The organism is Streptomyces sp. P9-2B-2, from assembly GCF_030406865.1.
GTDB classification, from domain to species: Bacteria; Actinomycetota; Actinomycetes; order Streptomycetales; family Streptomycetaceae; genus Streptomyces; species Streptomyces platensis.
Window position 1 is genome coordinate 8,373,774 of record NZ_CP129126.1, and the last position, 23,592, is coordinate 8,397,365.

The 23,592-nt window shown below is 71.6% G+C and carries 20 protein-coding genes; 12 read left to right on the plus strand and 8 right to left on the minus strand.

The genetic code is table 11. From position 1 onward, the window contains the following. Positions 1-320: 320 nt before the first annotated feature. Together QT196_RS36850 and QT196_RS36855 are read left to right on the plus strand one after the other, a co-directional pair. Positions 321-2,405: a SpoIIE family protein phosphatase gene (locus QT196_RS36850; protein ID WP_168483023.1), complete on the plus strand. Its 2,085-nt coding sequence runs from the start codon at positions 321-323 to the stop codon at positions 2,403-2,405. A 380-nt stretch (positions 2,406-2,785) separates the two neighbouring features. Further along, entirely contained in the window at positions 2,786-4,237 is a 1,452-nt protein-coding gene (locus tag QT196_RS36855) for an APC family permease (protein ID WP_248001508.1), read from the plus strand. A 74-nt stretch (positions 4,238-4,311) separates the two neighbouring features. Here QT196_RS36855 and QT196_RS36860 read toward each other — a convergent pair whose 3' ends face one another. Next, positions 4,312-4,650, minus strand: coding sequence for a hypothetical protein (locus QT196_RS36860; protein WP_168483024.1), 339 nt, complete (start codon positions 4,648-4,650; stop codon positions 4,312-4,314). Positions 4,651-5,111: 461 nt separating this feature from the next. Here QT196_RS36860 and QT196_RS36865 point away from each other — a divergent pair, with 461 nt between their 5' ends. The 7 genes from QT196_RS36865 (at position 5,112) to QT196_RS36895 (ending at position 13,580) form a co-directional block, all read left to right on the plus strand. Then, complete coding sequence (locus tag QT196_RS36865) at positions 5,112-7,841, plus strand: SpoIIE family protein phosphatase (RefSeq protein WP_266736799.1); 2,730 nt, start codon at positions 5,112-5,114, stop codon at positions 7,839-7,841. 50 nt (positions 7,842-7,891) lie between these two features. Next, positions 7,892-8,290 (plus strand): SHOCT domain-containing protein, encoded by a 399-nt coding sequence (locus QT196_RS36870; protein ID WP_235464186.1) that lies wholly within the window; start codon positions 7,892-7,894, stop codon positions 8,288-8,290. A 128-nt stretch (positions 8,291-8,418) separates the two neighbouring features. After that, positions 8,419-9,231 (plus strand): DeoR/GlpR family DNA-binding transcription regulator, encoded by an 813-nt coding sequence (locus QT196_RS36875; RefSeq protein ID WP_168483026.1) that lies wholly within the window; start codon positions 8,419-8,421, stop codon positions 9,229-9,231. 111 nt (positions 9,232-9,342) lie between these two features. After that, the gene (locus tag QT196_RS36880; protein ID WP_290356485.1) at positions 9,343-10,638 is read left to right on the plus strand and encodes a four-carbon acid sugar kinase family protein; all 1,296 of its coding nucleotides are present in this window, start codon (positions 9,343-9,345) and stop codon (positions 10,636-10,638) included. 25 nt (positions 10,639-10,663) lie between these two features. After that, positions 10,664-11,752 (plus strand): 4-hydroxythreonine-4-phosphate dehydrogenase PdxA, encoded by a 1,089-nt coding sequence (gene pdxA, locus QT196_RS36885; protein WP_211117516.1) that lies wholly within the window; start codon positions 10,664-10,666, stop codon positions 11,750-11,752. After that, on the plus strand, positions 11,749-13,065 hold the full coding sequence (locus tag QT196_RS36890; protein WP_168483028.1) for an MFS transporter: 1,317 nt from the start codon (positions 11,749-11,751) through the stop codon (positions 13,063-13,065). Before pdxA ends, QT196_RS36890 begins: the two co-directional genes overlap by 4 nt. A gap of 251 nt (positions 13,066-13,316) precedes the next feature. Further along, positions 13,317-13,580: a hypothetical protein gene (locus QT196_RS36895; RefSeq protein ID WP_168483029.1), complete on the plus strand. Its 264-nt coding sequence runs from the start codon at positions 13,317-13,319 to the stop codon at positions 13,578-13,580. Positions 13,581-13,684: 104 nt separating this feature from the next. On the opposite strand, the gene QT196_RS36900 is transcribed toward QT196_RS36895, so the two are convergent. Continuing rightward, a complete protein-coding gene (locus QT196_RS36900; protein WP_168483030.1) occupies positions 13,685-14,185 on the minus strand; it encodes a MarR family transcriptional regulator in 501 nt (166 codons plus the stop codon). Positions 14,186-14,258: 73 nt separating this feature from the next. On the opposite strand from QT196_RS36900, the gene QT196_RS36905 reads away from it, so the two are divergent. Beyond that, complete coding sequence (locus QT196_RS36905; RefSeq protein ID WP_266736813.1) at positions 14,259-14,912, plus strand: TIGR03086 family metal-binding protein; 654 nt, start codon at positions 14,259-14,261, stop codon at positions 14,910-14,912. Between the two features lie 6 nt (positions 14,913-14,918). Here QT196_RS36905 and QT196_RS36910 read toward each other — a convergent pair whose 3' ends face one another. After that, entirely contained in the window at positions 14,919-15,116 is a 198-nt protein-coding gene (locus QT196_RS36910; RefSeq protein WP_266736815.1) for a hypothetical protein, read from the minus strand. 61 nt (positions 15,117-15,177) lie between these two features. Here QT196_RS36910 and QT196_RS36915 point away from each other — a divergent pair, with 61 nt between their 5' ends. Beyond that, positions 15,178-16,422 (plus strand): cytochrome P450, encoded by a 1,245-nt coding sequence (locus QT196_RS36915; RefSeq protein ID WP_290356486.1) that lies wholly within the window; start codon positions 15,178-15,180, stop codon positions 16,420-16,422. 45 nt (positions 16,423-16,467) lie between these two features. Here QT196_RS36915 and QT196_RS36920 read toward each other — a convergent pair whose 3' ends face one another. From QT196_RS36920 to QT196_RS36940, 5 genes are all read right to left on the minus strand, one after another. Next, positions 16,468-17,667, minus strand: a complete 1,200-nt coding sequence (locus QT196_RS36920) for an MFS transporter (protein ID WP_168483033.1) — start codon at positions 17,665-17,667, stop codon at positions 16,468-16,470. Positions 17,668-17,798: 131 nt separating this feature from the next. Next, the gene (locus QT196_RS36925; protein WP_290356487.1) at positions 17,799-19,604 is read right to left on the minus strand and encodes a M4 family metallopeptidase; all 1,806 of its coding nucleotides are present in this window, start codon (positions 19,602-19,604) and stop codon (positions 17,799-17,801) included. Positions 19,605-20,141: 537 nt separating this feature from the next. Next, the gene (locus QT196_RS36930) at positions 20,142-20,444 is read right to left on the minus strand and encodes a hypothetical protein (protein WP_168483035.1); all 303 of its coding nucleotides are present in this window, start codon (positions 20,442-20,444) and stop codon (positions 20,142-20,144) included. A 238-nt stretch (positions 20,445-20,682) separates the two neighbouring features. After that, entirely contained in the window at positions 20,683-20,934 is a 252-nt protein-coding gene (locus tag QT196_RS36935) for a hypothetical protein (RefSeq protein ID WP_042158299.1), read from the minus strand. A gap of 195 nt (positions 20,935-21,129) precedes the next feature. Further along, positions 21,130-22,254, minus strand: a complete 1,125-nt coding sequence (locus tag QT196_RS36940; RefSeq protein WP_168483036.1) for a PP2C family protein-serine/threonine phosphatase — start codon at positions 22,252-22,254, stop codon at positions 21,130-21,132. Between the two features lie 352 nt (positions 22,255-22,606). Between QT196_RS36940 and QT196_RS36945 the strand changes: the two genes are divergently transcribed. Further along, on the plus strand, positions 22,607-23,530 hold the full coding sequence (locus QT196_RS36945; RefSeq protein WP_168483037.1) for a DMT family transporter: 924 nt from the start codon (positions 22,607-22,609) through the stop codon (positions 23,528-23,530). Positions 23,531-23,592 lie beyond the last annotated feature (62 nt).

The window sequence follows — 23,592 nt, forward strand, 5'->3', positions numbered from 1 at the left end:
TCGCGGCGGGCCCTGCGGTGCCCGGTGATCACCGGCTGCGGTCGGTCGCACGACGGACGGTCACCGACCCGGCCGCCCCCTCGGAACCCGTCCGGAATCATCGCCCCCAATATCGTCAACGCGGTCGCCGACCTGGGAACCCGCGTCGGATAATGCTCGCTCGCGCACGGGGTGCGGACGCCCTGCGGATCTCGCTCTCCCTGCGGGTCCGTCCCGTGTCGAGAGATGATGGGGAGCAACGGAAGCACAGCGAGAACCGGCCGATGTACGGAGAGCGCCACGGCTGTCGGTCTGCGATGACCGGCGGAAGGAGTGCCTGAATGGGTGCGACCGACGCGTTCCCCGAAGGTGCTGCCCAGGTGGGGGCCACACCCGGGCAACCCGGCGGCCTGCTGGACGTGCTGGGCGTCGCTGCGGTGATGCTGGACGCGGACGGACGGATCACCCTCTGGAGCCCGCAGGCCGAGTCGCTGTTCGGCTGGACCGCGGAGGAGGCGCTCGGCCGGTCCGCCGCGCAGCTGCTGGTCGGACCGGAGCACTTCGATCTGGTTCTGGGGCTGTTTTCCCAGGTCATGGCGGGCGGCGAGAGCTGGGCCGGCGTCTTCCCCGTCCAGCACAAGGACGGCAGCACCCGCCTGGTGGAATTCCGCAATATGCGGCTGCTGGACGAGCGCGGTGAGTCATACGCCCTGGGCATCGCCACCGATCAGGCCGTGCTGCGGCGGGTCGAGCGGGATCTGGCGCTGTCCGTCCGCCTGGTGGCCCAGTCGCCGATCGGCCTGGCGGTCCTGGACACCTCCCTCCGCTTCGTGATGGTCAACCCGGCGCTGGAGCGCATCAACGATCTGCCCGCCGACCAGCACATCGGCCACGATGTCCGGGAGGCGCTGTCGTTCCTGGACACCGACACCATCGTGTCCAGCATGCGCGCGGTCCTCGACACCGGCACACCACTGCTCGACCAGTACACCATCGGCCGCACCGCCGCCGACCCGCACGCCGACCGGGCCTGGTCGGTGTCGTACTACCGGCTGGAGGACGCCCACGGCCGGGTGCTGGGGCTGGCCACCTCCGTCGTGGACGTCACCGAGCAGCACCGGTCCGCCACCGAGGCGGCCCGCGCCCGCCGGCGGCTGGCCGTCATCGCCGACGCCTCCGCCACCGTCGGCACCACCCTCGATGTCGACCAGACCGCGCACGAACTCGCCGATGTCATCGTGCCCGAGCTGGCGGACCTGGCAGCGGTCGATGTCCTCGACGTCGTACTGGACGGCCGGCGCCCGACCTCGCTCTCCCGTGGCGGCCCGGCCCGCTTCCGGGCGCTCGCCGTAGCGGCGGCCTACTCCACCGAAGCCGTCCGGGCCGCCGACCCCACCGGCCAGATCGCCTCCTACGAGGCCGACCGGCTGATCACCCGCTGTGTGACCGAGGCCCGTCCGGTGCTCGTCCCCCGGGTCAGCGAGGGCGACCTGCCCCATATCGCCGCCGACCCGCAGGGCGCCGCGCTCCTCGGCAAGGCCGGACTGCACTCCTACCTCGCCGTGCCGCTGATCGCCCGCGGTGAGGTCCTCGGCGCGCTGTCGCTGTACCGCGTCCGCAACCCGGAGCCGTTCGACGAGGACGACGCGGTGCTCGCCGTCGAACTGGCCGCCCGGGCGGCAGTGTGCATCGACAACGCCCGTTCGTACCAGAGCGAACGCCGCACCGCGCTCACCCTCCAGCGCCACCTCATGAACCACCGGCCGCCGCAGCCCACGGCCATGGAGATCGCCTATCGCTACCAGCCCGCCCAGGCGGCCAGTGAGGTCGGCGGCGACTGGTTCGACGCCATCCCGGTGGCCGGTGACAAGACCGCGCTGGTGGTCGGGGACGTGATGGGCAGCGGCATCAACGCCGCCGCCACCATGGGCCAGCTGCGCACCACCGCCCGCGCCCTGGCCGATCTCGACCTCGACCCCGCCGAAGTGCTCCGCCATCTCGACCACATCGCCGTCGGCCTCGACCCGGCCTTCGCCACCTGCCTGTACGCCGTCTACGACCCGCACCGGATGGAGTGCCGGATCGCCGTCGCCGGGCATCTGCCCCCCATCGTCGTACGGCCGGACCGGGCGCCCGAGTTGCTCGATCTGCCCACCGGGGCGCCGCTCGGGGTCGGTGGCGTGCCCTTCGAGCAGACCACGGTGGCGCTCCGCGAGGGCGACCAACTGGTGCTCTACACCGATGGGTTGATCGAGACCCGGGACCAGCCCATCGACGCCCGCCTGGACACCCTGCTGGAGCTGCTGGCCGAGCCCCAGCAGGACCTTGAGGGCCTGTGCGACCGCCTCCTGCGCTCCCTGCGCGATGAGCACGACCACGACGATGTCGCGCTGCTCATCGCCCGCCCGCATACGCACAAGGACTGACGGGGCGGACGCGCGGCGGCGGGGTCGGCGGACCGGCCACCGGGCCGGGAGGCCGGCAAGGGATCCGGCGGACGGGTACGGGGTCTGGCGGAGCGGCAACGAATCCGGCGGCGGCCCACGGGAATCCGCAGCTTCCGTCCGGCCGCGAAATCCGCTTGATTTCCATGATGGATCACGGATAAGCGTTCCGAGATGCCTCCACGGCTACGGATTTCGTTGTCCGTGAGCCTTAACGAGACCTTGACGGGAGTCGTCGGCAGGGGTTGTATTCGGTCACCAAAGCGGGGCCTGTGGGAATCCGGGTCCGCACCGTTTTGCGGCGCTCGTCCCCGAAGTGCCACCCCTCATGCCGCCAGCACCGATGGGATACGGATACCGATATGCCCTACACGCCTGTTGCCCCCGCAGCACCTGAGCGGGACACCCGCAGCGCGACGGAGGGGGACACCTCCACCGGCCCCAAACTCACCCGGTCGATCGGTGTGGTCGGCGGCACCCTGCTCACGCTGTCCTGTCTGACCCCGGCGTCCTCGCTCTTTGTGATCGTGCCGGACTCCTTCGCCGGCCTGGGCACGGGCACCGCATTGACCATCGCCGTCGCGGCCCTGCTCTGTATCGGAGTGGCCTTCACCTACTCCGAGCTCGGCACGCTGATCCCGAGCTCGGGCGGCGAGTACGCCATGGTCGGCACGCTCATGGGCCGCCTCGCCGGGTGGCTGGTTTTCGTGCTTTCGCTGATCGTCGTCATGATCGTGCCGCCCATCATCGCCCTGGGAACCGCCGACTATCTGGCGCCGATCGTGCACCTGGATCCGCAGTACACCGCCGCCGCCGTGATGCTGCTGGCCACCGCGATGGGCCTGCTCGACCTGCGCGCCAACGCCTGGATCACCGGCATCTTCCTGGTGCTGGAGGTCGTGGCCTGCGCGGTCGTCGCCTTCCTGGGCTTCACCCACACCCAGCGCTCCGCGTCCGTGCTCGTGCACCCCGTGATGGATGCCGGCGGCGGCCACAGCACCGCCGTCACCGCCGGGCTCATCGTGACCGGGCTGGCCACCGCGCTCTTCATCCTCCAGGGCTTCTCCACGGCCGTATACCTCGCCGAAGAGATGGACAACCCGCGTCGCAACGTCTCCCGCACCGTGCTGTGGACACTCGGCATCGGCGTGGCCGTCGTCCTGATCCCGGTGGTCGCGATCACCCTCGGCGCCCCCGACCTGAAGACCCTCGGCGCCGGTGACGTCGCCGGCATGGTGCAGGACTGGAGCAACTCGGGCATCGGCACCTTCGTCAGCCTCTGCATCGCCCTGGCGATCATCAACGCGGCGATCGTGATGGTGATCCAGAACTCCCGCGTGGTCTTCTCCTCGGCGCGCGACGCGGCCTGGCCGGCCGCCGTCAACCGGGTCTTCTCGCACGTGGGCCGGCGCTTCGGCTCTCCCTGGGCGGCCACCCTCGCGGTGGGCGTCCCCGGCGCGGCGCTGTGTTTCGTCAACCTCGACACCCTGAGCGAGGTCACCGGTGTGGCCGTCGCCGCGATGTATGTCTTCGTCGCCCTGGGAGCCCTGGTCTCGCGCCGGGGTGAGCACAAGCACCGGGCGGCCTGGCGGATGCCACTGTGGCCGGCGGTCCCGGCGCTGCTGGTCATGGTGCTGGCGTGGGTGCTCTACCAGCAGAGCGTCAAGAGCCTGGTGATCACCGGCGGCATCGTGGCCGTCGCCGCGCTGTACTGGGCGTGCTATCTCCGCCCGCGCCAGGAGACGCACTGGGTGATCTCGGTACCCGAGGATGAGCAGGCCCCGCCCGAGAAGCCCGCCTCGCTGCCCGTCTAGGGGGAGACACCCCCTGGGGCCGTAGAAGCCGCAGAACCGCCCGCCCGGAGCTCGAGCCCGGGCGGGCCTTCTTGTTACCGCCCGGTGAGCCGGGAGAGCGCCAGCGCGTCCAGGAGAAGGCATACGTGGTCGACGGCGTCCCGCCCGGCGGGGCTCTCGGCCACCTGGGCGTCGTCGAGCAGCCCGGCGGTTCCCCGCAGCAGGTCCAGCAGGCGCCCGGTCAGGTCGGCAGCCGGTTCCGTGTGCGCAAGGGCGGACCGGATCTGCTCGCTCGTGAGCGGCAGACCGGTCTCGAGGAAGTGGAACAACGCCACGGCGGCACGCCGGTCGGCATCGTTCGGCTTCCACAGTCCGAGCGCGTGGTGGTCGATGAGTGCGGCCGCCTCGGCTCGGATCTCCTCGGGAACATGCATGCCCACGAACGTCTCATACCGTCCCGACGGCGAGTCCGCGAGCAAGGGTGCCCCCGGGGCCGTCCCCGGGCCGTCACCGGGTTCCCGGTGAACCATGCTGACCAGGCACGTTGCGCCGGGGCTGAGCTCACCCGAGCGGCAGAGCCCGATCAGACAAGCGGCCGGGCCTGTGGCAAGAGTTACATGAACCCCCGGCGCCTTGGGCGATTTGTTCCCGATGTGGTGGCGCCCGGCCGCGGCCGGGTATGTCCCCTTAGTCGGAGAGGTTCGCATGTGTGCAGCAGTAAAACCTACCCGGGGGTCTTCCCGCCCTCTGGCGCCCTGCCACGGATCACGGGATCATCCTCGGAAAAGCCGTGAGGCGGCCCGGCGGGACGGGACCTGGCGGACATGCCCTGGTGGCTGCTGCGCTCCGCATCGCGCGGCTCGCCCACCGTATGCGGGAGGTGTAGAAAGAGGACATGGCCGGACGCTACGGCCGCCCGCGTTCGGTTCTCAGGATGCGAACTGTCGCAGGTCAGGTCTTTCTCCTGCAGGTGGCGATCGTGGTGTTGCTCGTCGCCGCCGCCATTGCGGCACTCGTGCTGCAATCCCGGTCCGATGCGGACCGCGAGGCCCGCAACAGGTCCGTCGCCGTCGCTGAAGCCTTTGCGAACGCGCCGGGCATCGAGGCGGCGCTGAAGAGCGCCCACCCGACCATCGTGCTCCAGCCGCGGGCTGAGGCCGCCCGCAAGCGCTCCGAGGTCGACTTCATCGTCGTGATGAACACCCAGGGCATCCGCTACACCCACCCCATCGCCAACCGGATCGGCAAGAAGTTCGTCGGCACCCTGCAACCGGCGCTGGCCGGCGGGGTGGTCACCGAGAAGATCACCGGCACCATCGGGCCGCTCGTCCAGGCCGTGGTGCCGGTCTTCAGTCACAGCGGCCCGGACAAGGGAAAGGTCATCGGGCTGGTCTCGGCCGGGATCACCGTCAACCGTGTGAGCGGTGTCGTCGACGACCAGTTCCCGCTGCTGTTCGGCGCCGCGGCCGGCGTCCTCGCGCTGACCACCGGCGGCACCGCGCTGGTCAGCAGGCGACTGCGGCGTCAGACCCACGGCCTTGGCCCGGCCGAGATGACCCGGATGTACGAGCACCACGACGCGGTGCTGCACGCCGTACGCGAAGGCGTGATCATCGTGGGCGGCGACGGCTGTCTGCTGCTCGCCAACGACGAGGCGCGCCGGCTGCTCGGCCTGTCACCGGACGTCGAAGGACGCCAGGTCGCCGATCTCGGGCTCGACCCCGCCACCGCCCACCTGCTGGCCTCCGGCCGGGTCGCCACCGACGAGGTCCACCCGGTCGGCGACCGGCTGCTGGCCGTCAACCAGCGCTCGACGGACCAGGCCGGCGGGCCGCCCGGCAGCGTCACGACGCTGCGCGACACCACCGAGCTCCGGGCGCTGACCGGCCGCGCCGATGTGGCCCGCGGCCGTCTGAAGCTCCTCTACGACGCCGGTACCGAGATCGGCACCACCCTGGACGTGGTGCACACCTGCGAGGAACTCGCACAGTTCGGCGCCACCCGCTTCGCCGATATCGTCACGGTCGACCTGGCCGAGGACGTGCTGATCGGCGAGGAACCCACGTCGCCCGGCGGCGCGACCGTCGAGATGCGGCGGATAGCGTCCAGAGGCGCCCCGCCGGACAGCGGCCTCTACCCCGTCGGCAAGCTGATCCGCTTCGAGCCGGCCACCGCCCTGGGCGCCGGCCTCACCACCGGCAAAGCGGCCCTGGAAGCGGATCTCTCGGCGTTCGCCGGCTGGCACCTCCAGAGCCCCGAACGCGCCAGAAAGATCGTCCAGCACGGTATCCATTCGAGGATCTCGGTGCCGCTGCGTGCCCGCGGCGTCATCCTGGGCGTGGCCATCTTCTGGCGCTCGAACGAGCCCGAGCCCTTCGAGGAAGAGGACCTCTCCGTCGCCGAGGAGCTGGTCGCCCGCGCCGCGGTGAGCATCGACAACGCCCGCCGCTACACCCGCGAACACACCATGGCGGTCACCCTCCAGCGCAGCCTGCTGCCGCGCGCCCTGCCGGAACAGAACGCCGTCGAGGCGGCCTACCGCTATCTGCCCGCCCAGGCCGGCCGCGGCGGACTCGGCGGCGTCGGCGGTGACTGGTTCGACATCATCCCGCTGCCCGGCGCCCGGGTGGCGCTCGTCGTCGGCGATGTCGTGGGCCACGGACTGCATGCCGCCGCCACCATGGGCCGGCTGCGCACCGCCGTCCACAACTTCGCCAACCTGGACCTGCCGCCCGACGAGATCCTCTGGCACCTCGACGAGCTCGTCACCCGCATCGACCAGGACGAGGGCGCCGAGGAGGCCGAGGGCTCCGTCACCGGGGCCACCTGCCTCTACGCCATCTACGACCCGGCGTCCGGGCACTGCACCATGGCCCGCGCCGGGCACGTCCAGCCCGTCCTGCTGCGTCCTGACGGCACCGCCGAGGTCGCCGACGTGCCCGGCGGCCCGCCGCTCGGGCTCGGCGGTCTGCCCTTCGAGACCTGGCAGCGGCAACTGCCCGAGGAGAGCCGTCTGGTGCTCTTCACCGACGGCCTCGTCGAGGACCGCAACCGGGACCTCGACGAGGGCATGGCGCTGCTGAGCCGCACCCTGGCCGATCACCCCGGCCGGACACCGGACGAGACCTGCGAGGCCGCGCTCGGCGCGCTGCTCCCGGACCGGCCCAGCGACGACATCGCGCTGCTAGTCGCCCGCACCCGGGTGCTGGACACCGCGCATGTCGCGGACTGGGACGTGCCGCCCGACCCCTCGGCGGTCGGCCAGATACGGGCCGCGGCGGTCCGCAAGCTGATCGAGTGGGGCCTGGCGGAGGAGGCGTTCACCGCCGAGCTGATCCTCAGCGAGCTGGTCACCAACTCCATCCGGTACGCCGCCGGGCCCATCCGCGTACGCCTGATCCGGGACACCTCCCTGATCTGCGAGGTCTCCGACCGCAGCAGCACCTCACCGCATCTGCGGCAGGCCGCCACCACGGACGAGGGCGGCCGCGGACTCTTCCTCGTCGCCCAATTGGCCGAACGGTGGGGGACCCGTTACACGACCAGCGGCAAGGTCATTTGGACGGAACAGGCCCTCACCGGCCTGGATGTGGTCGCGGTGGAGGCCGAGGGCGAGGATCCTTGAGCTGACGGAATGGATGAGCTCGGGGGCTCCCAGTGCCATAGGAGGCCGTGATGGACTACCCGCTGCTCAACGCGTTCTGGACCATGTGCCTGATCTTTTTGTGGGTCATGTGGCTGATCCTGCTGTTCCGCATCATCGGTGACATCTTCCGCAGCCATGACCTCAAGGGGTGGGGCAAGACCGGCTGGCTCGTCCTGGTGATCCTGCTGCCCTTCCTGGGCGTCTTCATCTATGTGATCGCCCGCGGTCACGGGATGAGCGACCGGGAGATCGCGCAGGCCGAACGGCAGCAGAAGCAGATGCAGGACTATCTGCGGAAGACCATGGCGACTGGTGACGACGAGGCGAGCCGGCACGCGGATTCCCTGGCGAAGCTCGCCGAGCTGAAGAACCACGGTGACATCACCGAGGAGGAGTACCAGAAGGCCAAGGCGAAGGTTCTCGCCTGACCGCCCGGCCCCTGAGGTGGCGCCCGCCGCTGTCTGCGCGACTGCTACTCTCGAATTGCGCGAAACACGCAACTTGAGAGGTCCCTTCGGGACGCCGGCAGCTACGGCAGGCAGAGGCGGGCAGTGACGTGACCAGTGGGGAACGCTCGGCCACCCGGCGCCGGCGCGAGCGGATGGTGGAGCTGCTCGGCGCCGGCGACATCAGCGTGCACGATCTCGCGGCGGAGTTCGACGTCTCGCTGTCCACGGTCCGCCGCGACCTGGCGACCCTGGCCGCCCTGGGCCGGATCACGCGCACGTACGGCGGCGCGGTCGACCACCGGGCCGTCGAGCGCTCCTGGCACGACAAGGAGCACGAGCAGCGCGGCGAGAAGGACGCCATCGCCCGCGCCGCGGCGGCGCTGGTCCGCAGCGGCGATGTCGTCCTCCTGGACGCGGGCACCACCGTCGCCCGGCTGGCACATGAGCTGCGGGACCGCGGCGACCTCACCGTCGTCACCAACGGCCTGTCCACCCTGGTCGAGCTGGCGGACGCGGAGGTGGAGGTGGTGGTGCTCGGCGGCCGGCTGCGGCGTCCCAACGAGTCGCTGCTGGGCACCCGGACCGAACAGGCGCTGCGCCGGCTCACCCCAGACATCGCCTTCCTCGGCGTCGACGGCCTCGATCCCCGGCGGGGCGTCAACTGCCCGGACCCGGAGCAGGCCGCGCTGAAGGAGACGATGGCCGAGTGCGCCCGGGCCGCCTGGGTGCTCGCCGACCACTCCAAGCTCGGCGGGGGAGGGGGCTTCCCCTACTGGGCGCCGATGCCGGCGGGGACCGGCCTGATCTCCGGGGGCGGGGAGCGGGAGCTGGCCGCGTTCACGGACGCGGGATGGTCGGTGCACCCGGCCGCGGCGAGCCCCGAGGACGGCGCCGGGGGCGCCCCGTTGCACACCTCTTGACAGCCCGTTCGGCGAGTCGCCACTCTGAATTGCATGAACCGCGCAACAAAAATGCGCGGTTCGGTCACTTCGGGGTCGACGGCGGCACCGGAGCCGACGGGAGGAGACCGGGTGGCCCAGGTGCTCGTCATCGGAGACGACCTCACCGGCAGCAATGCGACCGGTGCGCTCTATGCGCGACAGGGCCTGCGGGCCGTCACCGTCGGCGATCTCGACCGCGTCATGCGCTACGTGGACCGGGTGGACGTCCTCGTCGTCAACACCGCCTCGCGCCACTGGAGCCCCGCCCGCGCCTACGCGGCAGTCCGGGCCGCCGCCGAAACCGCGGGTCCGGCCCCGCTGCTCGTCAAGCGCGTCGACACCACCCTGCGCGGCAATCCCGGCAGCGAACTCGACGCGGTGGTGGATGCCCTCGCCGCCCGCGAGCCCGCGGCCCGGATCCGGACCCTGGCCGTCCCCGCCTTCCCCGACGCCGGCCGGACCACGGTGGGCGGTCTGCATCTCGTCGACGGCGTACCGCTGACCCGCACGGCCGTGGCCCACGACCCGTTCGACCCGGTCCGGCACGCCCGGGTCGCGTCCGTACTGGGCGCCCAGAGCGGACGCAGCACCGCCGAACTGGCCCTGGACGTGGTGGAACGGGGCCCCGACGCGGTGGCCGCGGCACTGCGCGAGAGCCCGGCCGACATCGTGGTCTGCGACGCCACCGAGAACGCACATCTGCGCACGGCCGCGGCGGCCGCGGCCCGCCTCGCCGCCGAGGACCGCATCCGCTGGGTCGCGCTGGACTCGGGCCCCTTCGGCGCCGCCCTCGCCGCCGAAATGGGCCTGCGGCCCGAAGGCGGCGCCCCCGCCACCGTCCTGGCGGTCGTCGGCAGCGTCACGGACCGCACCCGCAGCCAGCTCGCCCGCACGGAAACCGCGCTCGGCGCCCGCTGGGCGGACCTCGACCCCGCCGCCCCGGACCCCGACCGGGTGCTGACGGCACTGCGCGCGGCGGTGGGCGAGGGTGCCACGGTGCTCGGCGTCCGGGTCGCCTCCGAACCGCCCACCACCGCGGGTACCGCCCCCGTACAAGATCCCCGCACCGCGGCCCGCCTCCTGCGCGCGCTGGCCGAGGTCGCCCACCGTGCGGTCGTCGAGCTGCGCCCCGGCGGGCTGTACGCCTCCGGCGGCGATGTCGCCGCGGCGGTCACCTCCGCGCTGGGCGCCGACGGTTTCGCCATCGAGACCGAGGTGCTCCCGCTCGCCATCGCCGGACACCTGGTGGGCGGCCCCCACGACGGACTGCTCTTCGCCACGAAGGGTGGCCTGATCGGCGGCCCCGATGCCGCCCGCGACTGCCTGGAACACCTGCGCGCGGCCTGCACCCGGCACACCCCCGGCCCCACGTTGAGCGCCAAGTGAACACCGCACCCCGAAAGGCGACCCCATGACCGACCCTCAGCCCGCGACCGGCCCCCGGGCGGACCGTCACCGTCCGGATGCCGACGGCCCGCTGCCGCTCCTGGCCGTCACCCTCGGCGACCCCGTCGGCATCGGCCCCGAGATCACCGCGCGCACCCTCGCCGACCCCGCGACCAGCGCACTCGGCCGCGGACTCGCCGTCGGTGACGCCGCCGTACTGCGCCGCGCCGTCGCCCTCTGCGGGCTGGACGTCGAGGTCAACGCCGTCGGCACGCCCGGCGAGGCACGGTTCGAGCCCGGCACCATCGATGTGCTCGACCTCGGGATCGCCCCCGCCGACCTGCCCTGGGGCACGGTCGACGCGGTGGCGGGCCGCTCCGCCGTGGCCGCGATCGAGGCCGCGACCCGCGCCGCGCTGGCCGGTGAGGTGGACGGCATCGTCACCTCGCCGATCAACAAGGAGGCCATCTGGGCGGCCGGTTCCGAGCACCTCGGCCACACCGAAATGCTCGGCGAACTCACCGGCGCCGCCCACTTCGACACCATGTTCGTGGTCCGCGGCCTCAAGATCTTCTTCACCACCCGCCATCTCGCCCTGCGCAAGGCCCTCGACCAGATCACCGAGGAGCGGGTCGCGGCGAGCATCCGGCACGCCACCACCGCACTGCGTGTCTTCGGCCATGACGAGCCGCGGCTCGCCGTCGCCGCGATCAATCCGCACGGCGGTGAGGGCGGCCACTTCGGCGACGAGGAGGTCACCGTCCTGCGCCCGGCGGTGGAGAAGGCGGCCGCCGAGGGGCTCGGCGTCGTAGGACCGATCCCCGCCGACTCGGTCTTCCACCAGGGCCTCGAAGGCCGCTTCGACGGCGTGCTGTCGCACTTCCACGACCAGGGCCATATCCCCGCCAAAACCGTCGACTTCGACGGCACCGTCTCCGTCACCGTGGGGCTGCCGATCCTGCGGACCTCCGTCGACCACGGCACCGCCTTCGACATCGCGGGCAGCGGCCGCGCCTCGCACGGCACGATGGCCGCGGCCTTCCGCGCCGCCGCCGACTTCAGCCGCTGCACCGACCGGATCCGGGCCGCGTACGGAACGGCGGCCGCCCGGTGACGGACGCCCGCCCGAACCCGCAGCCGCCCTCGCCCGCGATCCCCGCCAAGCGCTGGGCGTACGTCATTCCGGTCGCCGCGATCATGTACATGCTGGCGTATCTCGACCGGAACAATGTCTCCGTCATCCTCCCCTACATGCATGGCGATCTGGAGCTGTCCAACGCGGACAAGGGCCTGGTCGGCGGCATCTTCTTCGTCGGCTATGTCTTCCTCCAGATCCCCGCCGCGATCCTCGCCCAGCGCTGGAGCGCCCGGAAAACCGTCGTCATCCTGATGGTGGCGTGGGGGCTGGCCGCGTCGCTGTCCGGTCTCGTGCAGACCAAGTCGCAGTTCTACGCGGCCCGTTTCGTACTGGGCTTCTTCGAAGGCGGTGTCTGGCCGGCCGTACTCATCCTGCTCGCCTCCTGGTTCCCGCTGCGCGAACGGGCCCGTGCCAACGCCCTGTGGATGGCCTGCCTGCCGCTCTCCTCGGTGTTCATGGCGCCGCTGTCGGGGTGGATGCTCGACCATGCGAGCTGGCGCTGGGTGCTGGTGCTCCAGGGGGTGCCGCCTCTGGTGTGGGCGGTGGTCTGGTGGTTCGCGGTCGCCGACCGGCCCGCGCAGGCCCGGTGGATCTCCCGCGCCGAGGCCGACCACGTGGAACGCTCGATCGCCGCCGACGAGGCCGCGAAGCCACCGGCGGGCAGCGGCTCGTACCTCGACGCGGTCAAGCAGAAGTCCGTACTCGTCCTCATCGGCGTCTACTTCTTCTGGATCACCGGCTTCTACGGCTTCAACCTGTGGCTGCCCTCGGTCATCAAGGAGCTGACCCACAACGGCTCGTCCACCGAGGTCGGGCTGCTCACCGCGATCCCGTTCACCGTCGCCCTCGTCGTGATGATCGCCAACGCGGCCTGGTCCGACCGCACCGGCAAACGCCGCCAGGCGGTGGCCCTCCCGCTCGTCGTGGGCATCGCGGCCCTGCTGCTGGGACAGGCCGTGGACGGCGCCCTGCCGCGGATGCTGCTGCTGTGTGTGACGGCCGCAGCGGTCTACGCGCCGTACGGCCCGTTCTGGGCGATCCCCGGCCAGTTGCTGCGCTTCGAGGTGGTGGCCGTCGCCATGGGCCTGATCAACGCCCTGGGCAATCTCGGCGGCTTCGCCGGCCCCTATCTGGTCGGCTGGCTGACCGACGTCACCGGCTCCAGCGTCACCGGCTTCGCGGTACTCGCCGGCTTCCTCGCCGTGGCCGTGGCACTGGTGACACTGGGCCTGCGCACGGGCACCCGTCCCGTACGCCGACTGTCCGAGCAGGCGGCGGAAGGGGCCTGACGAACCGGCGTATGACCTCTCAGCAGTTCTGTCTGTATCAGGCTTCTCAGGTACGACGCCCCCGCCGAGACCGTCGGCGGGGGTGCTGCCTTTTCTCCACGTGGGCGGTACCCGTATACGAGAGGGAGGGTCGGCGGGTTGATCAATTACTCCAACTCGCCCAATTCACGACGTGTCAGGTTTTGGGAGATTCCGTAAAGGTGCATCCTGAAAAGGTCGATATACCCCTTTGATCCTCTCGAGGAGCAGACATGCGCATCCGCGCCGCGATCGCAGCCAGCGCCCTGGCCACCACCATCGTCATGGGCGGTGCGAGCGCCGCCCTGGCCTGCAACATGGGCAAGGTGCACAAGGACCGTCACCACCACCACCACTACAAGAACCACCACGGCCACGGCCACCACGCGTCCTGCTGGCTCTCCGCGGGTGTCCTCGACCGCGTCGGCCCGGTCTTCAGTGAGGGCTGCGAGCGCGGCGGCTGGGGCTGGGGCGGCGACGACGGCCGCCGTCGCTGATCGCTGAGTTTTTCCGGCCGGTGCCGGCCGAACGGACCCACGGGTCCGTTCGGCCGGCACCGTCGGCATGTGCGGGCCGCACTGCGCCGCCCCCCCCCGGCGGGTCAGGTCCGGGAGGTGCCCCGGCCGGGCTTCCGCGCGGTCAGCTCCGGCGAGGTATAGAGCGTGTGCAGTGCCCGCAGGAGGGCGGCGCGATCGGCGGGCGGAAGCTGGGCGAGCAGCCGTTCCTCGCCTTCCTGGATCGCGGCCTGTGTCGCATCCCGCAGCCGCCGGCCCTCGGCGGTGAGGGACAGCAGGCGCACCCGGCGGTCCTCGGGATCCGGCTGACGGCGAATCAGCTCCCGGCGCTCCAGGTCGTCCAGGACGGCGATGATGCGGGTCTTGTCCGCCCGGATGGCCTCGGCCAGTGCCGCCTGGGTGCGGATCGGCGTCTCGTCGAGATGCAGCAGGACCGCGTAGGCCCACATCGTCAGACCGTGTGTGTCAAGGGCCGGCTGCTCGGCCGCCATCAGCGCACGGCCCAAGGGTACGACCATCGCCGCCAGGTCGGGGCGGGGTGGCCGCCCTCCGGATGGGGTGTCCTTGTCGGCTGCGTTCTCGGCCATGGTCACGAAAATACCCGTTGACAATTCATGTGCTTGAGCTGATCGTAAGCGCATGCATATGAATCCTGCGCACGTGTCCGCGCCGCACACAGACTTCGCCGACCTCCGGCGGCTCCACGCCCAGGCGGTCCGGGACAGCGAGACCCTCGTCCAACAGGTGACCCCTGACGATCTGTCCCGGCCGACCCCCTGCTCGGCGTGGACACTGGCCGATCTGCTCGCCCATATGACCGCCCAGCACCACGGCTTCGCGGCGGCAGCGCGGGGCGAGGGGCGGGAGTTGGCGCACTGGGCGGTCCGGCCGCTCGGCACGGACCCCGTCGGGGAGTACACCGCCGCTGCCGAGAAAGTCATTGCCGCCTTCGCGACCGTGGAAGGCCCGGACCAAGCGTTCGCCCTCCCCGAATTCAGCGCCGGGCGGACCTTCCGCGCCGCCCGCGCGATCGGCTTCCACCTCATCGACTACGTGGTGCACAGCTGGGACGTCGCCCGCACCCTGGGCCTGGCGTACACCCCGGCTCCTGAACTCCTGCGGGCCGCCCTGCCGATAGCCCGCGCCGTCCCGGACGACGACGCCCGGCTCTCCCCGGGCAGCGCCTTCCGGCCGGGGCTGACCGCCGGGGAGGACGCGGACGCCCTGGAGCAGATCCTGACGGCACTCGGCCGCTCGCCGCAGTGGCGCGGTCCGGAGCGCGGAGCGGACTCTCACGACGCCGGCCGCCGCTGAAGGCGCTCAGCTCTTGAGGAACTCCAGCGGATCGGCGGGGAAGTCGTCCTTGTACGAGCCGACCGCCGAAAGGCCGTGCGGCGCGCCCGGGTAGAGCTTGAGCGTGGCGTTCGGCACCAGGTGATGCCGTGCATCCGGGCGGCGCGGGTGGTGCGGGGCGGGCGGTGCGCTCTGGACGGGCACCGGGCCGTGCTCTAGCGTCAACAGCCGCCCCGTGCACCGCCGTCCGAGCCCGCTCGCCACTCAGGGAAGCCGAGGACGTGTCGTGACCACTCTCCCGCAGCCGCCCGACATCCTGTCACCGCACTTCGCGGCGGACCCCTACCCCGCGTACCGCGTGCTGCGGGAGCACTACCCCGTCTTCCACGACCCGGGCACCGACAGCTTTCTGCTCTCGCGGTACGAGGACGTGTCCCGGGCCTTCCGCGATCCGGTGTTCACCAGCGACAACTACGAATGGCAGCTCGAACCGGCGCACGGCGGCCGGACGCTGCCCCAGATGAGCGGCCGTGAGCACTCCGTACGCCGGGCCCTGGTGGCCCCCGCTTTCCGGGGCCGGGAGCTGCGGGAGAGGTTTCTGCCGGTCATCGAGCGCAATGCGCGGGAGCTGATCGACACCTTCCGCGACGCGGCGGAGACCGATCTGGTGGCGCGGTTCGCGACCCGCTTCCCCATCAATGTCATCGTCGACATGCTCGGGCTGGAGCGGGCCGACCACGACCGTTTCCACGACTGGTACGGCGCGGTCGTCGGCTTCCTGGCCAATCTGGCCCAGGACCCCGAGATCGCGGAGGCCGGCCTGCGCGCGGGCCAGGAACTCGCCGATTACCTGCTCCCGGTCATCCACGAACGGCGGGCCGCTCCCGGCGACGATCTGCTCTCCACGCTCTGCACCGCCGAGGTCGAGGGCACCCGGATGAACGACCAGGACATCACGGCGTTCGTCAGCCTGTTGCTCTCGGCCGGCGGCGAAACCACGGACAAGGCCCTGGCCGCGCTGTTCCGCAATCTGCTGTCCCACCCGGACCAGTTGGCCGCCGTACGCGCCGACCGGTCGCTGATCCCCGCGGCCTTCGCCGAAACGCTGCGCTACACACCGCCGGTCCAGATGATCATGCGGCAGACCGCCGCCGAAGTGCCCCTCAGCGGCGGCATCATCCCCGCGGGCGCCACCGTCACCTGCCTGATCGGCTCCGCGAACCGCGATGAGCGCCACTACGCCGCGCCGGACACCTTCGACGTCCTCCGCGACGATCTGACGCCCACCACCGCCTTCAGCGCCGCCGCCCAGCACGTCGCCTTCGGCCTCGGCCGGCACTTCTGCGTGGGTGCGCTGCTGGCCAGGGCCGAGGTGGAGATCGCGGTCAATCAGCTGCTCGACGCGTTCCCCGCGATGGACTTCGCGGACGGTACGCCGCCCACCGACGCGGGGGTCTTCACCCGCGGGCCGGAGCGGCTGCGGGTGCGGCTGGTGCCGGCGGACGACCGGGCCCGGGCGAGCGGGGGCTGACGGCTCGCCAGGAAGGGCGGTGAGGGTTCCGGTATCCGGCGCCGGTCAGTTCTCGTCGGCCGGTGGGTGCCGCAGTACGTAGAGGCCGACGGCGACGGCGAGCACGATGAGGCAGGCGGCGAAGGTCAGGCCCGCGCCGCGCAGGCCGAGCACCAGTGTGAGGGCACCGACGCCGACCACCGGCAGCGAGATGCCGAGATAGGCGACGAGGAAGAAGGCCGAGATGGTGCCGCCGCGGTGCGCGGGCGGCGCCGCGTGGCCCACCGCGGTCAGCCCGGCCCGGAACGCCAGGCCCTGGCCGACGCCGCCGCACACCGCGCCGACGACCAGCAGCGGCAGAGAGGTCACCGCCAGCGAGGTGGCCACCAGTAGGAGGCCCACCACCAGCACCAGGCAGCCGCCCGGCAGCGCGCGGCGGATGCCGATCCGTTCCGTCAGGGACTGTCCGGCGGTGGAGCCGAGGAACACTGTGAAGACGATCAACCCGGCGACGGCCAGATTGTGGTCCCCGAGAGTCTCCGCGACGAAGCTCGGCGCGACCGCGGTGAACAGTCCCAGGAGGGCGAAACCGGCGAACGCGGCAACGGCCGCGGGGGTGAAGACGCCCCGCACCTCGGGCGGGAGCCGCAGGCCCTGGGGGCGCAGCCGGTGGAGGCGGTGCGGAGCGCCGACGGTCTCCGGCAGGAACCAGGTCACCCCGGCCGCCCCGGCCACCAGGAGGAGATGCACCAGGAAGGGGAGGACCAGCGGCCACGGCGCGTACTGGGCCAGCAGCCCCGACAGCAACGGGCCGCAGCCCAGGCCGCCCATGTTCGCGGCGGTGGCGGCGAACCCCGCATGCGCTTCCTGGCCGGGCCGGGCGAGCTCCAGCACGGCCGCGGTGGCGGCGCCGCTGAACAACCCGGCGGCGAAACCGGACAGGACCCGGCCGAGCAGCAGCATCGGCAGTCCGCCCTCGAACACAAAACACAGCGCGCTCGCCGCCGACAGCCCCAGCGCGCACAGCAACACCGGCCGCCGGCCCACCTCGTCGGAGACATTGCCGGCCAGCAGCAGCACCGTGATCACCCCGAGGGCGTACACGGCGAAGACCACGGTCACGATCAGCTCGGAGAACCCGAGCTGGGCGCGGTAGAGCCCGTACAGCGGGGTGGGCAGGGTCGTCCCGGCCATGCCCACGGCGAACACACCCGCCGCTGCCGGATAGCCGAGCCGCCGGGTCCCGCTCGTGCGATCGATGATCATGGCGTCAAACGTAGGCTTCCGCCGCCACCCCGTCGAGGACCCACCGGAGGGACCTCAGAGAGCGGGAAAAAGCCGAGCGTGGCACCCCCGCGGTCGGCGGGGGCACCACGCAGGGCCCGGTCCGGGACGGATCAGTGCTTGCCGGAAGGCTTGTTGGACGCCTTCACATTCACGGCCGCCCAGGCCTTGTCCACCGTCTTGTACTCGGTGCTCTTGGCGCCGTACATGTCCTTGGCCGCGCGCAGGGTCGCGGTCCGGGCGTCGTGGAAGTCGGTCGTGGAGACCATGTACCGGGTGAGTGCCCGGTAGAAGATCGCCGTCGCCTTCGTCCGGCCGATGCCGGTCACCTTGGAGCCGTCCACGGTCGGGGAGTTGTAGGCGACCCCGCCGATGGTCTTCTTCCCGCTGCCCTCGGCGAGTAGGTAGTAGGCGTGCGAGGAGACGCCGGAGCCGGCGTGCACCTCGGTGTCGAAGGACGCCTTCGACCAGTAGTCGACCGTGCCTTCGAGCTTGTCGAGGGACGGCTTGTCCAGGCGGCGCAGGAACTTCTGGTCGAGACCGAGCTTCTCGCCCATCAGGTAGTTCGGCGGGTTCTTCGGGTTGTTGGTCGCGAACTCGACCGCGCTGCCGAAGATGTCCGCCAGCGACTCGTTGAGCGAGCCGGGCTCACCGAACTGGTTGCCCTCGATGTCCACCCGGGTGGGCTGGAGGTTGGCGGTCGCGTCGACGACGCCATGGGAGAGCTCATGGCCGGTGACGTCCAGGACGACCAGCGGCTTGGCGAACGTCCGGCCGTCACCGTCGCCGTAGAGCATGCAGCCGCAGTCCGGGGACCAGAAGGCGTTGCCGACCTTCTTACCGAAGTGCACCAGGGCCCGGGCCCCACGGCCGTCGTTCTTGATGCCCTTGCGGCCGAAGGTCTTCTTGTAGAAGTCCAGGGTGCTGGCGACGCCGTACTGGGCGTCGACGGCGGCGGTGGCCCGGTTGCTCGTGGTGCCGTTGCCCCAGCGGTTGGTGGTGCTGGTGAACGCCTTGCCGTCGGCGAACTTCTCCAGTTCCCGGTCGCCGGCGTCCCGGGTCTCGGTGTTGCCGCGGGTGGAGTCCTTCAGGGTGAAGGACTTCTTCGCGGTCTGGGTGGTGGACAGCGGCACACTGCCGACGAAGAAGGACGCGCCGGTGCCCTTGGCGGCGGCCGGGAATCCGGCGGACTTCGCCGTCTGACCCGCGGCGGTCGGGGCGGGGGTGGCCAGCCCGGTCGAGGGGTTCAGCCGCTCGCCGCGCGCACGCAGCTTGCGCTGGAGGGCGGGCGACAGGAACGAGTCGTCGGCCTGCACGTTGCTGAGCACCGCACCGGTCGCCGCGTCGATGACGACCGTACGGGCGCCACCGGACTCGGCGCTGCGGCTGTCGGTCACCTGCACCTGATAGGCCAGCGTCGTCCGGCCGTTGCGGGCGTCCACGACCAGTTCGGCGTCGCCGGCCCGGCCCTTGCCCACGGAGGCGGCCTTCGTCCGCGCCTCGCCGGCCGACAGCTTCGGGTCCGTGCCGGTCATGTCGACCTGATGACGGTAGGCCCGGGTCACGCCCTCGTACGCCGACTTGGCCGTCAGGTGGACGACGAGGTCGCCGCCGAGCACCGGCATCCCGCGGTGGGTCCGGACGAAGCGGACGTGCTGCCGGCCGTCCGGGTCGACGAGCGTGTCGGTGGCCTTGAGGGTGTCCTTCTTGCTGACTCCGGTGGCCGAGGCGTGCGCGTAGGTGGCGTCGCGTGCCGCGTCAACGGCCTTTTGGAGAGCGGGAGTTGAGGAGGAAGCAGCAACCGGCGAGGCCGGCGGGGTCGCGGAGGCACTGCCCGCCACACCCGCTGTCAGGGTGGCGGCCGTCGTGACGGCGACCGCGATGGCCAGGCGGTGTCTGCGTATGTGGGGTCTACGCACTGATGTGGATCCTTAGTGCTGCGGGGGCGGTCGGCTCGCCAACCGCCCGTACGCGCGGTGCTGTTGTGCACCACGGGGGCCGCGGGGCCCCGCGCAAACCCTGGTATGCCTGGCATGGGCATGTAAAGCGAAAAGATCAAGAACCGTGTTTCGTGGGCGAAATTTAACAATTGGTCAGCATTAAGTAGCCAGCAGGTGACCAACTGTGGTCCATCTGAGGAGACATGCGGTGGCGCGAAATGGTTGCTCGGGAGATGAGCGAATCTGCGGGCTCCTACGGGAGCGGGCTCGCCTGCGTCAAAGGGCCGCCAGTGCAGGGCCGTTGGGGTAGGGGAGCGCTCTCATTCCGTGAAGATCGCGACGATCTTGGCCGGTGCTGTGATCCGGCCCGTGGCGCGGCAGGGCGGACTGAAGAGGGGGCGGGGTCCGGCTACGGAAAGGAGCGGGGCCGGTTGCGGAGAGGGGGCGCGGGGAGACCCGGTGCCACGGCGCGGCCCTCCCGCCCGGCGCCGCTCGTCGGGCCAGGGGAGGGCCGGGTCAGGGCGATGCCCTAGGGGTGAAAAGCTCCTCGAGGGAGGCGTCGGCTCGCTCTCCGCCGCGTACGGCTTCGACGACGGCCTGGTGGAAGGTGCGGCTGGCCTCTTCGGAAGCGCAGGGGACGGGGCTGCCGGCCATGGTGTACCAGTCCGACGCCCCGGTGTACTGCACAGCTACATGGGCCAGGTTCTCCGACCAGGTCGTGTGAATGGTCAAGTCACCGTTGATCACGCCGATCTCCGCGGTGTGAACCGCGCCAGGTAGGGCGTGGATCCCCACAGTGGTCCAAGATGCCCAGGTCATGATGTTCCCCTCGGCGACAAGGGCCCCGGCCGGCAGCCGGGCGCGGTGACTCAAGTTTGGCACTTGAGGTGCGGCAGCGCACCGCATGCGGTGCCACGGATTCCGCCTGAGGCGCGCAGACCGGGCCGGACCTGGAAACCTCAAGCTAGGTGAAGGAAGAGCGTGCAGGTGTGGGCCCGGTGCCCGAGCGTCCGGCCGGGCGGAGCCGAGGGCGGACCCGGCAGGTCCGTGGGGGAGATCAGTCGATGACCGTATGGAAGAAGGTGACGGCGGCACCGAAGGCGGCGCCGCCGACGAGGGTGGCGGAGGCCGGGGTGCCGCCGTTGAAGAAGGTGAGCACCCCGGCGGCGATAGCGGTGAGGGCGCCGAGGAGGAAAATCACGGCGGCGCGCTGACTCAGCAGGGTTGATCTGTTGTCGGACACATCAACTCCGATCTGCGCGGGAGCGAAGGGTCGCTCGGTGCGGATGCTGATGCTCTGACTGATCATCTCATCTCCCTTGCAGAATTTTCGGCAGCACACGACGAAATTCCCCAAGGGATGGCGAAAAGCCGCGATGTGGCGGCGGCCGAGGAGTGATGACGGGGAGACATACCGGTCGTCGGGCGCCGCGGACCGGTTGCGTCCGCGAATAGGTGCCCGGTCGCGCCCCGGCGTCGCGCCCCCCGCCGTCGCGCCGCCACGTCAGCGGACGGAGCTGCTCCCCCTGTGCGGGGCCCGCACCCCGCCCGTCATCTGCCGGGTGACCGCGAGCACCGCCATATCGTCGTCGCGCGGGCCGCCGGTCCAGCGCTCCACGTCCCGCACCAAGCGGTCGATCACATCCTGCGGCCCCCGGAACGGGCCGTGGCCCGCCAGCTGTGCCGCGGGATCGTAGAAGCGGCCGGCGGCGTCCCGGGCCTCCGTCACGCCATCGGTGATCAGCAGCAGGGTGCTGCCCGCCGGGAACGGCCGGTCGGCCGGGAGGGTCCGTTCCACGCCCAGCGTGCCCATCCCCAGCGGCAGCCCCGGATCACCGGCCTCCAGGACCCGTACCTCGTCGTCCTGGCAGAGGTAGGGCGCGGGGTGGCCGCAGTTCAGCATCCGCAGGCCCGCGGCCCCCGGAAGGACTTCGCAGAGCAGGGCCGTGATGAAGCCCTCCAGCCGGTCCTCCTCGGAGGTGTGCTCGCTCTCCCGCAGCAGGGCGCGCTCCATCCGGTCGGCCAGCGTCGCGAGGTCCGGCTCCTCCTCGGCGGCCTCGCGGAACGCGCCCAGCAGCACCGACACCGCGCCCACCGCGCCCAGCCCCTTGCCGCGCACATCGGCGATCAGCAGCCGGACACCGAACGGGGTCCGCTGGACGGCATAGGCGTCGCCGCCGATCCGGGCCTCGCTCTGGGCGGCCTGGTAGCGGGCGGCGACGGCCAGCGGGCCGATACGTTTCGGCGGTGCGGGCAGCACGGCACGCTGGGCGGCCTCGGCCACCGAACGCACCACGTCCAGATGGCGTCCGTGGCGGGCGATCACCCGGTTGACGCCGACCCCCATGAGCGCGGCGAAGAGGGTGTTGATGAGCTCCAGATAGCCCACGAGGTCGCCGGCCGTGCCGTCCTTCACGGTCAGGGCGAAGACCCCGCCGACGATGGCGGCGCCGATGGCGAGGGTGTGCCGTAGGGAGAGCAGCGCACCGGCCATCACGCTGGCCGCCGTCAGCATCGGGTCGCCCCAGTAGTCGGCCGGTGAGAACGCGTCCCAGACGAGCCCTCCGGCGACCAGGACGCTCGGAGCGAACTCGACGTATCGGGGCCATCGGGGGGTGAGGGAGGGCATAGGCATTCCTGACCAGCTGTCCATGTCGGCTAGCAGGAATATGCCTGTTTTGGGAAGTTTTATACCGGGGGTGCGGTGGTCGGCACGCGCCGTTGCGGCCGGTGCGTGGGCCAGTCGCGGTCTGCCGGTTGTGGGGAGCCGGGGACACGCCGTAGTCCGGGAAGCGGCCACCCCGGCACCCGGGCGGCATCCGTCCGGCTCAGCGACTAAGGCCCTCCGGCGCCCGTGTCGCCGGGCCGTCCCGGTGGCCGCCGGATAGCGTCGAAGCCCAGTACAGCGCCGCCCCGCCGCTGCCCGGCCACCACGGTGCGGGCCCCGTCCCGGTGCCGGGTGGCCGACGAGGAGGTAGGCCGTGACCACGTGGCCGGCCGTACTGTTCGCACTGCTCGCGGCGGCCAGCAACGCGCTGGCCACCGTCCTCCAGCGCCGGGCCGCCCGTACGGTCCCGCTCTCCGCCGGACTGCGCCTGGGGCTGCTGGTCGACCTGCTGCACCGGGCCGTCTGGCTCGGCGGGATGCTCGCGGTCGTCGCCGCGGCCTGCTTCCAGGCGCTGGCGCTGTCCCAGGGGGCGCTGTCGGTGGTGCAGCCGCTCTTCGTCCTCGAATTGCCCCTCGCCCTGCTCATCGGGCGGGTCCTCCTCGGGGGGCGGATCCCCCGCTCCGGCTGGGTCGGGGTGGCGCTGCTCGTCGTCGGTCTCGGCTCCGCCCTCGCCGCCGCCGCGCCCACCCTCGGCACCACCCATGCCCCCTTCGACCGCTGGGTGCCCGCGCTGGCGGTCTGCGCCGCGGTGATCGTCGCGGCGGTCGGTGCAGCGCTCCGGCGCGGGGCGGGCGGTGTACGGGCCGCCTGCTTCGCCGGGGCGACCGCGGTCGGCTACGCCCTCACGGCGGCCATGCTGAAGGACGCCACGCATGCCTGGCAGACCGGCGGCCCCGCCGCGTTCTTCAGCACCTGGCAGACCTATGGATTCGCGCTGACCGGCGTGCTGGCCATCTTCCTGCTGGAGAACGCCATGCAGTCGGGCCCGCTGACCGCCTCGCAGCCGGTCCTCACGCTCGGCGACGCGCTGGTGAGCCTGTCGCTGGGCGTCACCCTCTTCGACGAACGGGTGCGGACCGGCTGGTGGCTGCTGCCCGAGGCGGTGGGCGTCGGGCTGGTCCTGTGGGGCGCGATGCTGCTCTCCCGTGTGGCGCTGGCCCGGGACCTGACAGGTGCTCAGGACGAGGCCCCGGCAGCCGTCCGGGAGGGTACGGAGCCCGGGTCGGCGGACATCTGAGCACGCCGCACGCCGCCCGGAGCTCCCGGGCCTGGCGCGGCCTTGGGCCCGCCCGTGCCCGG

What these genes read in the sequence shown, in the direction of transcription:
- QT196_RS36850 (WP_168483023.1), top strand. Translation starts at nt 321, where the DNA reads ATGGGTGCGACCGACGCGTTCCCCGAAGGTGCTGCCCAGGTGGGGGCC.
- QT196_RS36855 (WP_248001508.1), top strand. Translation starts at nt 2,786, where the DNA reads ATGCCCTACACGCCTGTTGCCCCCGCAGCACCTGAGCGGGACACCCGC.
- QT196_RS36860 (WP_168483024.1), bottom strand. Translation starts at nt 4,650, where the DNA reads ATGCATGTTCCCGAGGAGATCCGAGCCGAGGCGGCCGCACTCATCGAC.
- QT196_RS36865 (WP_266736799.1), top strand. Translation starts at nt 5,112, where the DNA reads ATGGCCGGACGCTACGGCCGCCCGCGTTCGGTTCTCAGGATGCGAACT.
- QT196_RS36870 (WP_235464186.1), top strand. Translation starts at nt 7,892, where the DNA reads ATGGACTACCCGCTGCTCAACGCGTTCTGGACCATGTGCCTGATCTTT.
- pdxA (WP_211117516.1), top strand. Translation starts at nt 10,664, where the DNA reads ATGACCGACCCTCAGCCCGCGACCGGCCCCCGGGCGGACCGTCACCGT.
- QT196_RS36895 (WP_168483029.1), top strand. Translation starts at nt 13,317, where the DNA reads ATGCGCATCCGCGCCGCGATCGCAGCCAGCGCCCTGGCCACCACCATC.
- QT196_RS36900 (WP_168483030.1), bottom strand. Translation starts at nt 14,185, where the DNA reads ATGGCCGAGAACGCAGCCGACAAGGACACCCCATCCGGAGGGCGGCCA.
- QT196_RS36920 (WP_168483033.1), bottom strand. Translation starts at nt 17,667, where the DNA reads ATGATCATCGATCGCACGAGCGGGACCCGGCGGCTCGGCTATCCGGCA.
- QT196_RS36930 (WP_168483035.1), bottom strand. Translation starts at nt 20,444, where the DNA reads ATGACCTGGGCATCTTGGACCACTGTGGGGATCCACGCCCTACCTGGC.
- QT196_RS36935 (WP_042158299.1), bottom strand. Translation starts at nt 20,934, where the DNA reads ATGATCAGTCAGAGCATCAGCATCCGCACCGAGCGACCCTTCGCTCCC.
- QT196_RS36940 (WP_168483036.1), bottom strand. Translation starts at nt 22,254, where the DNA reads ATGCCCTCCCTCACCCCCCGATGGCCCCGATACGTCGAGTTCGCTCCG.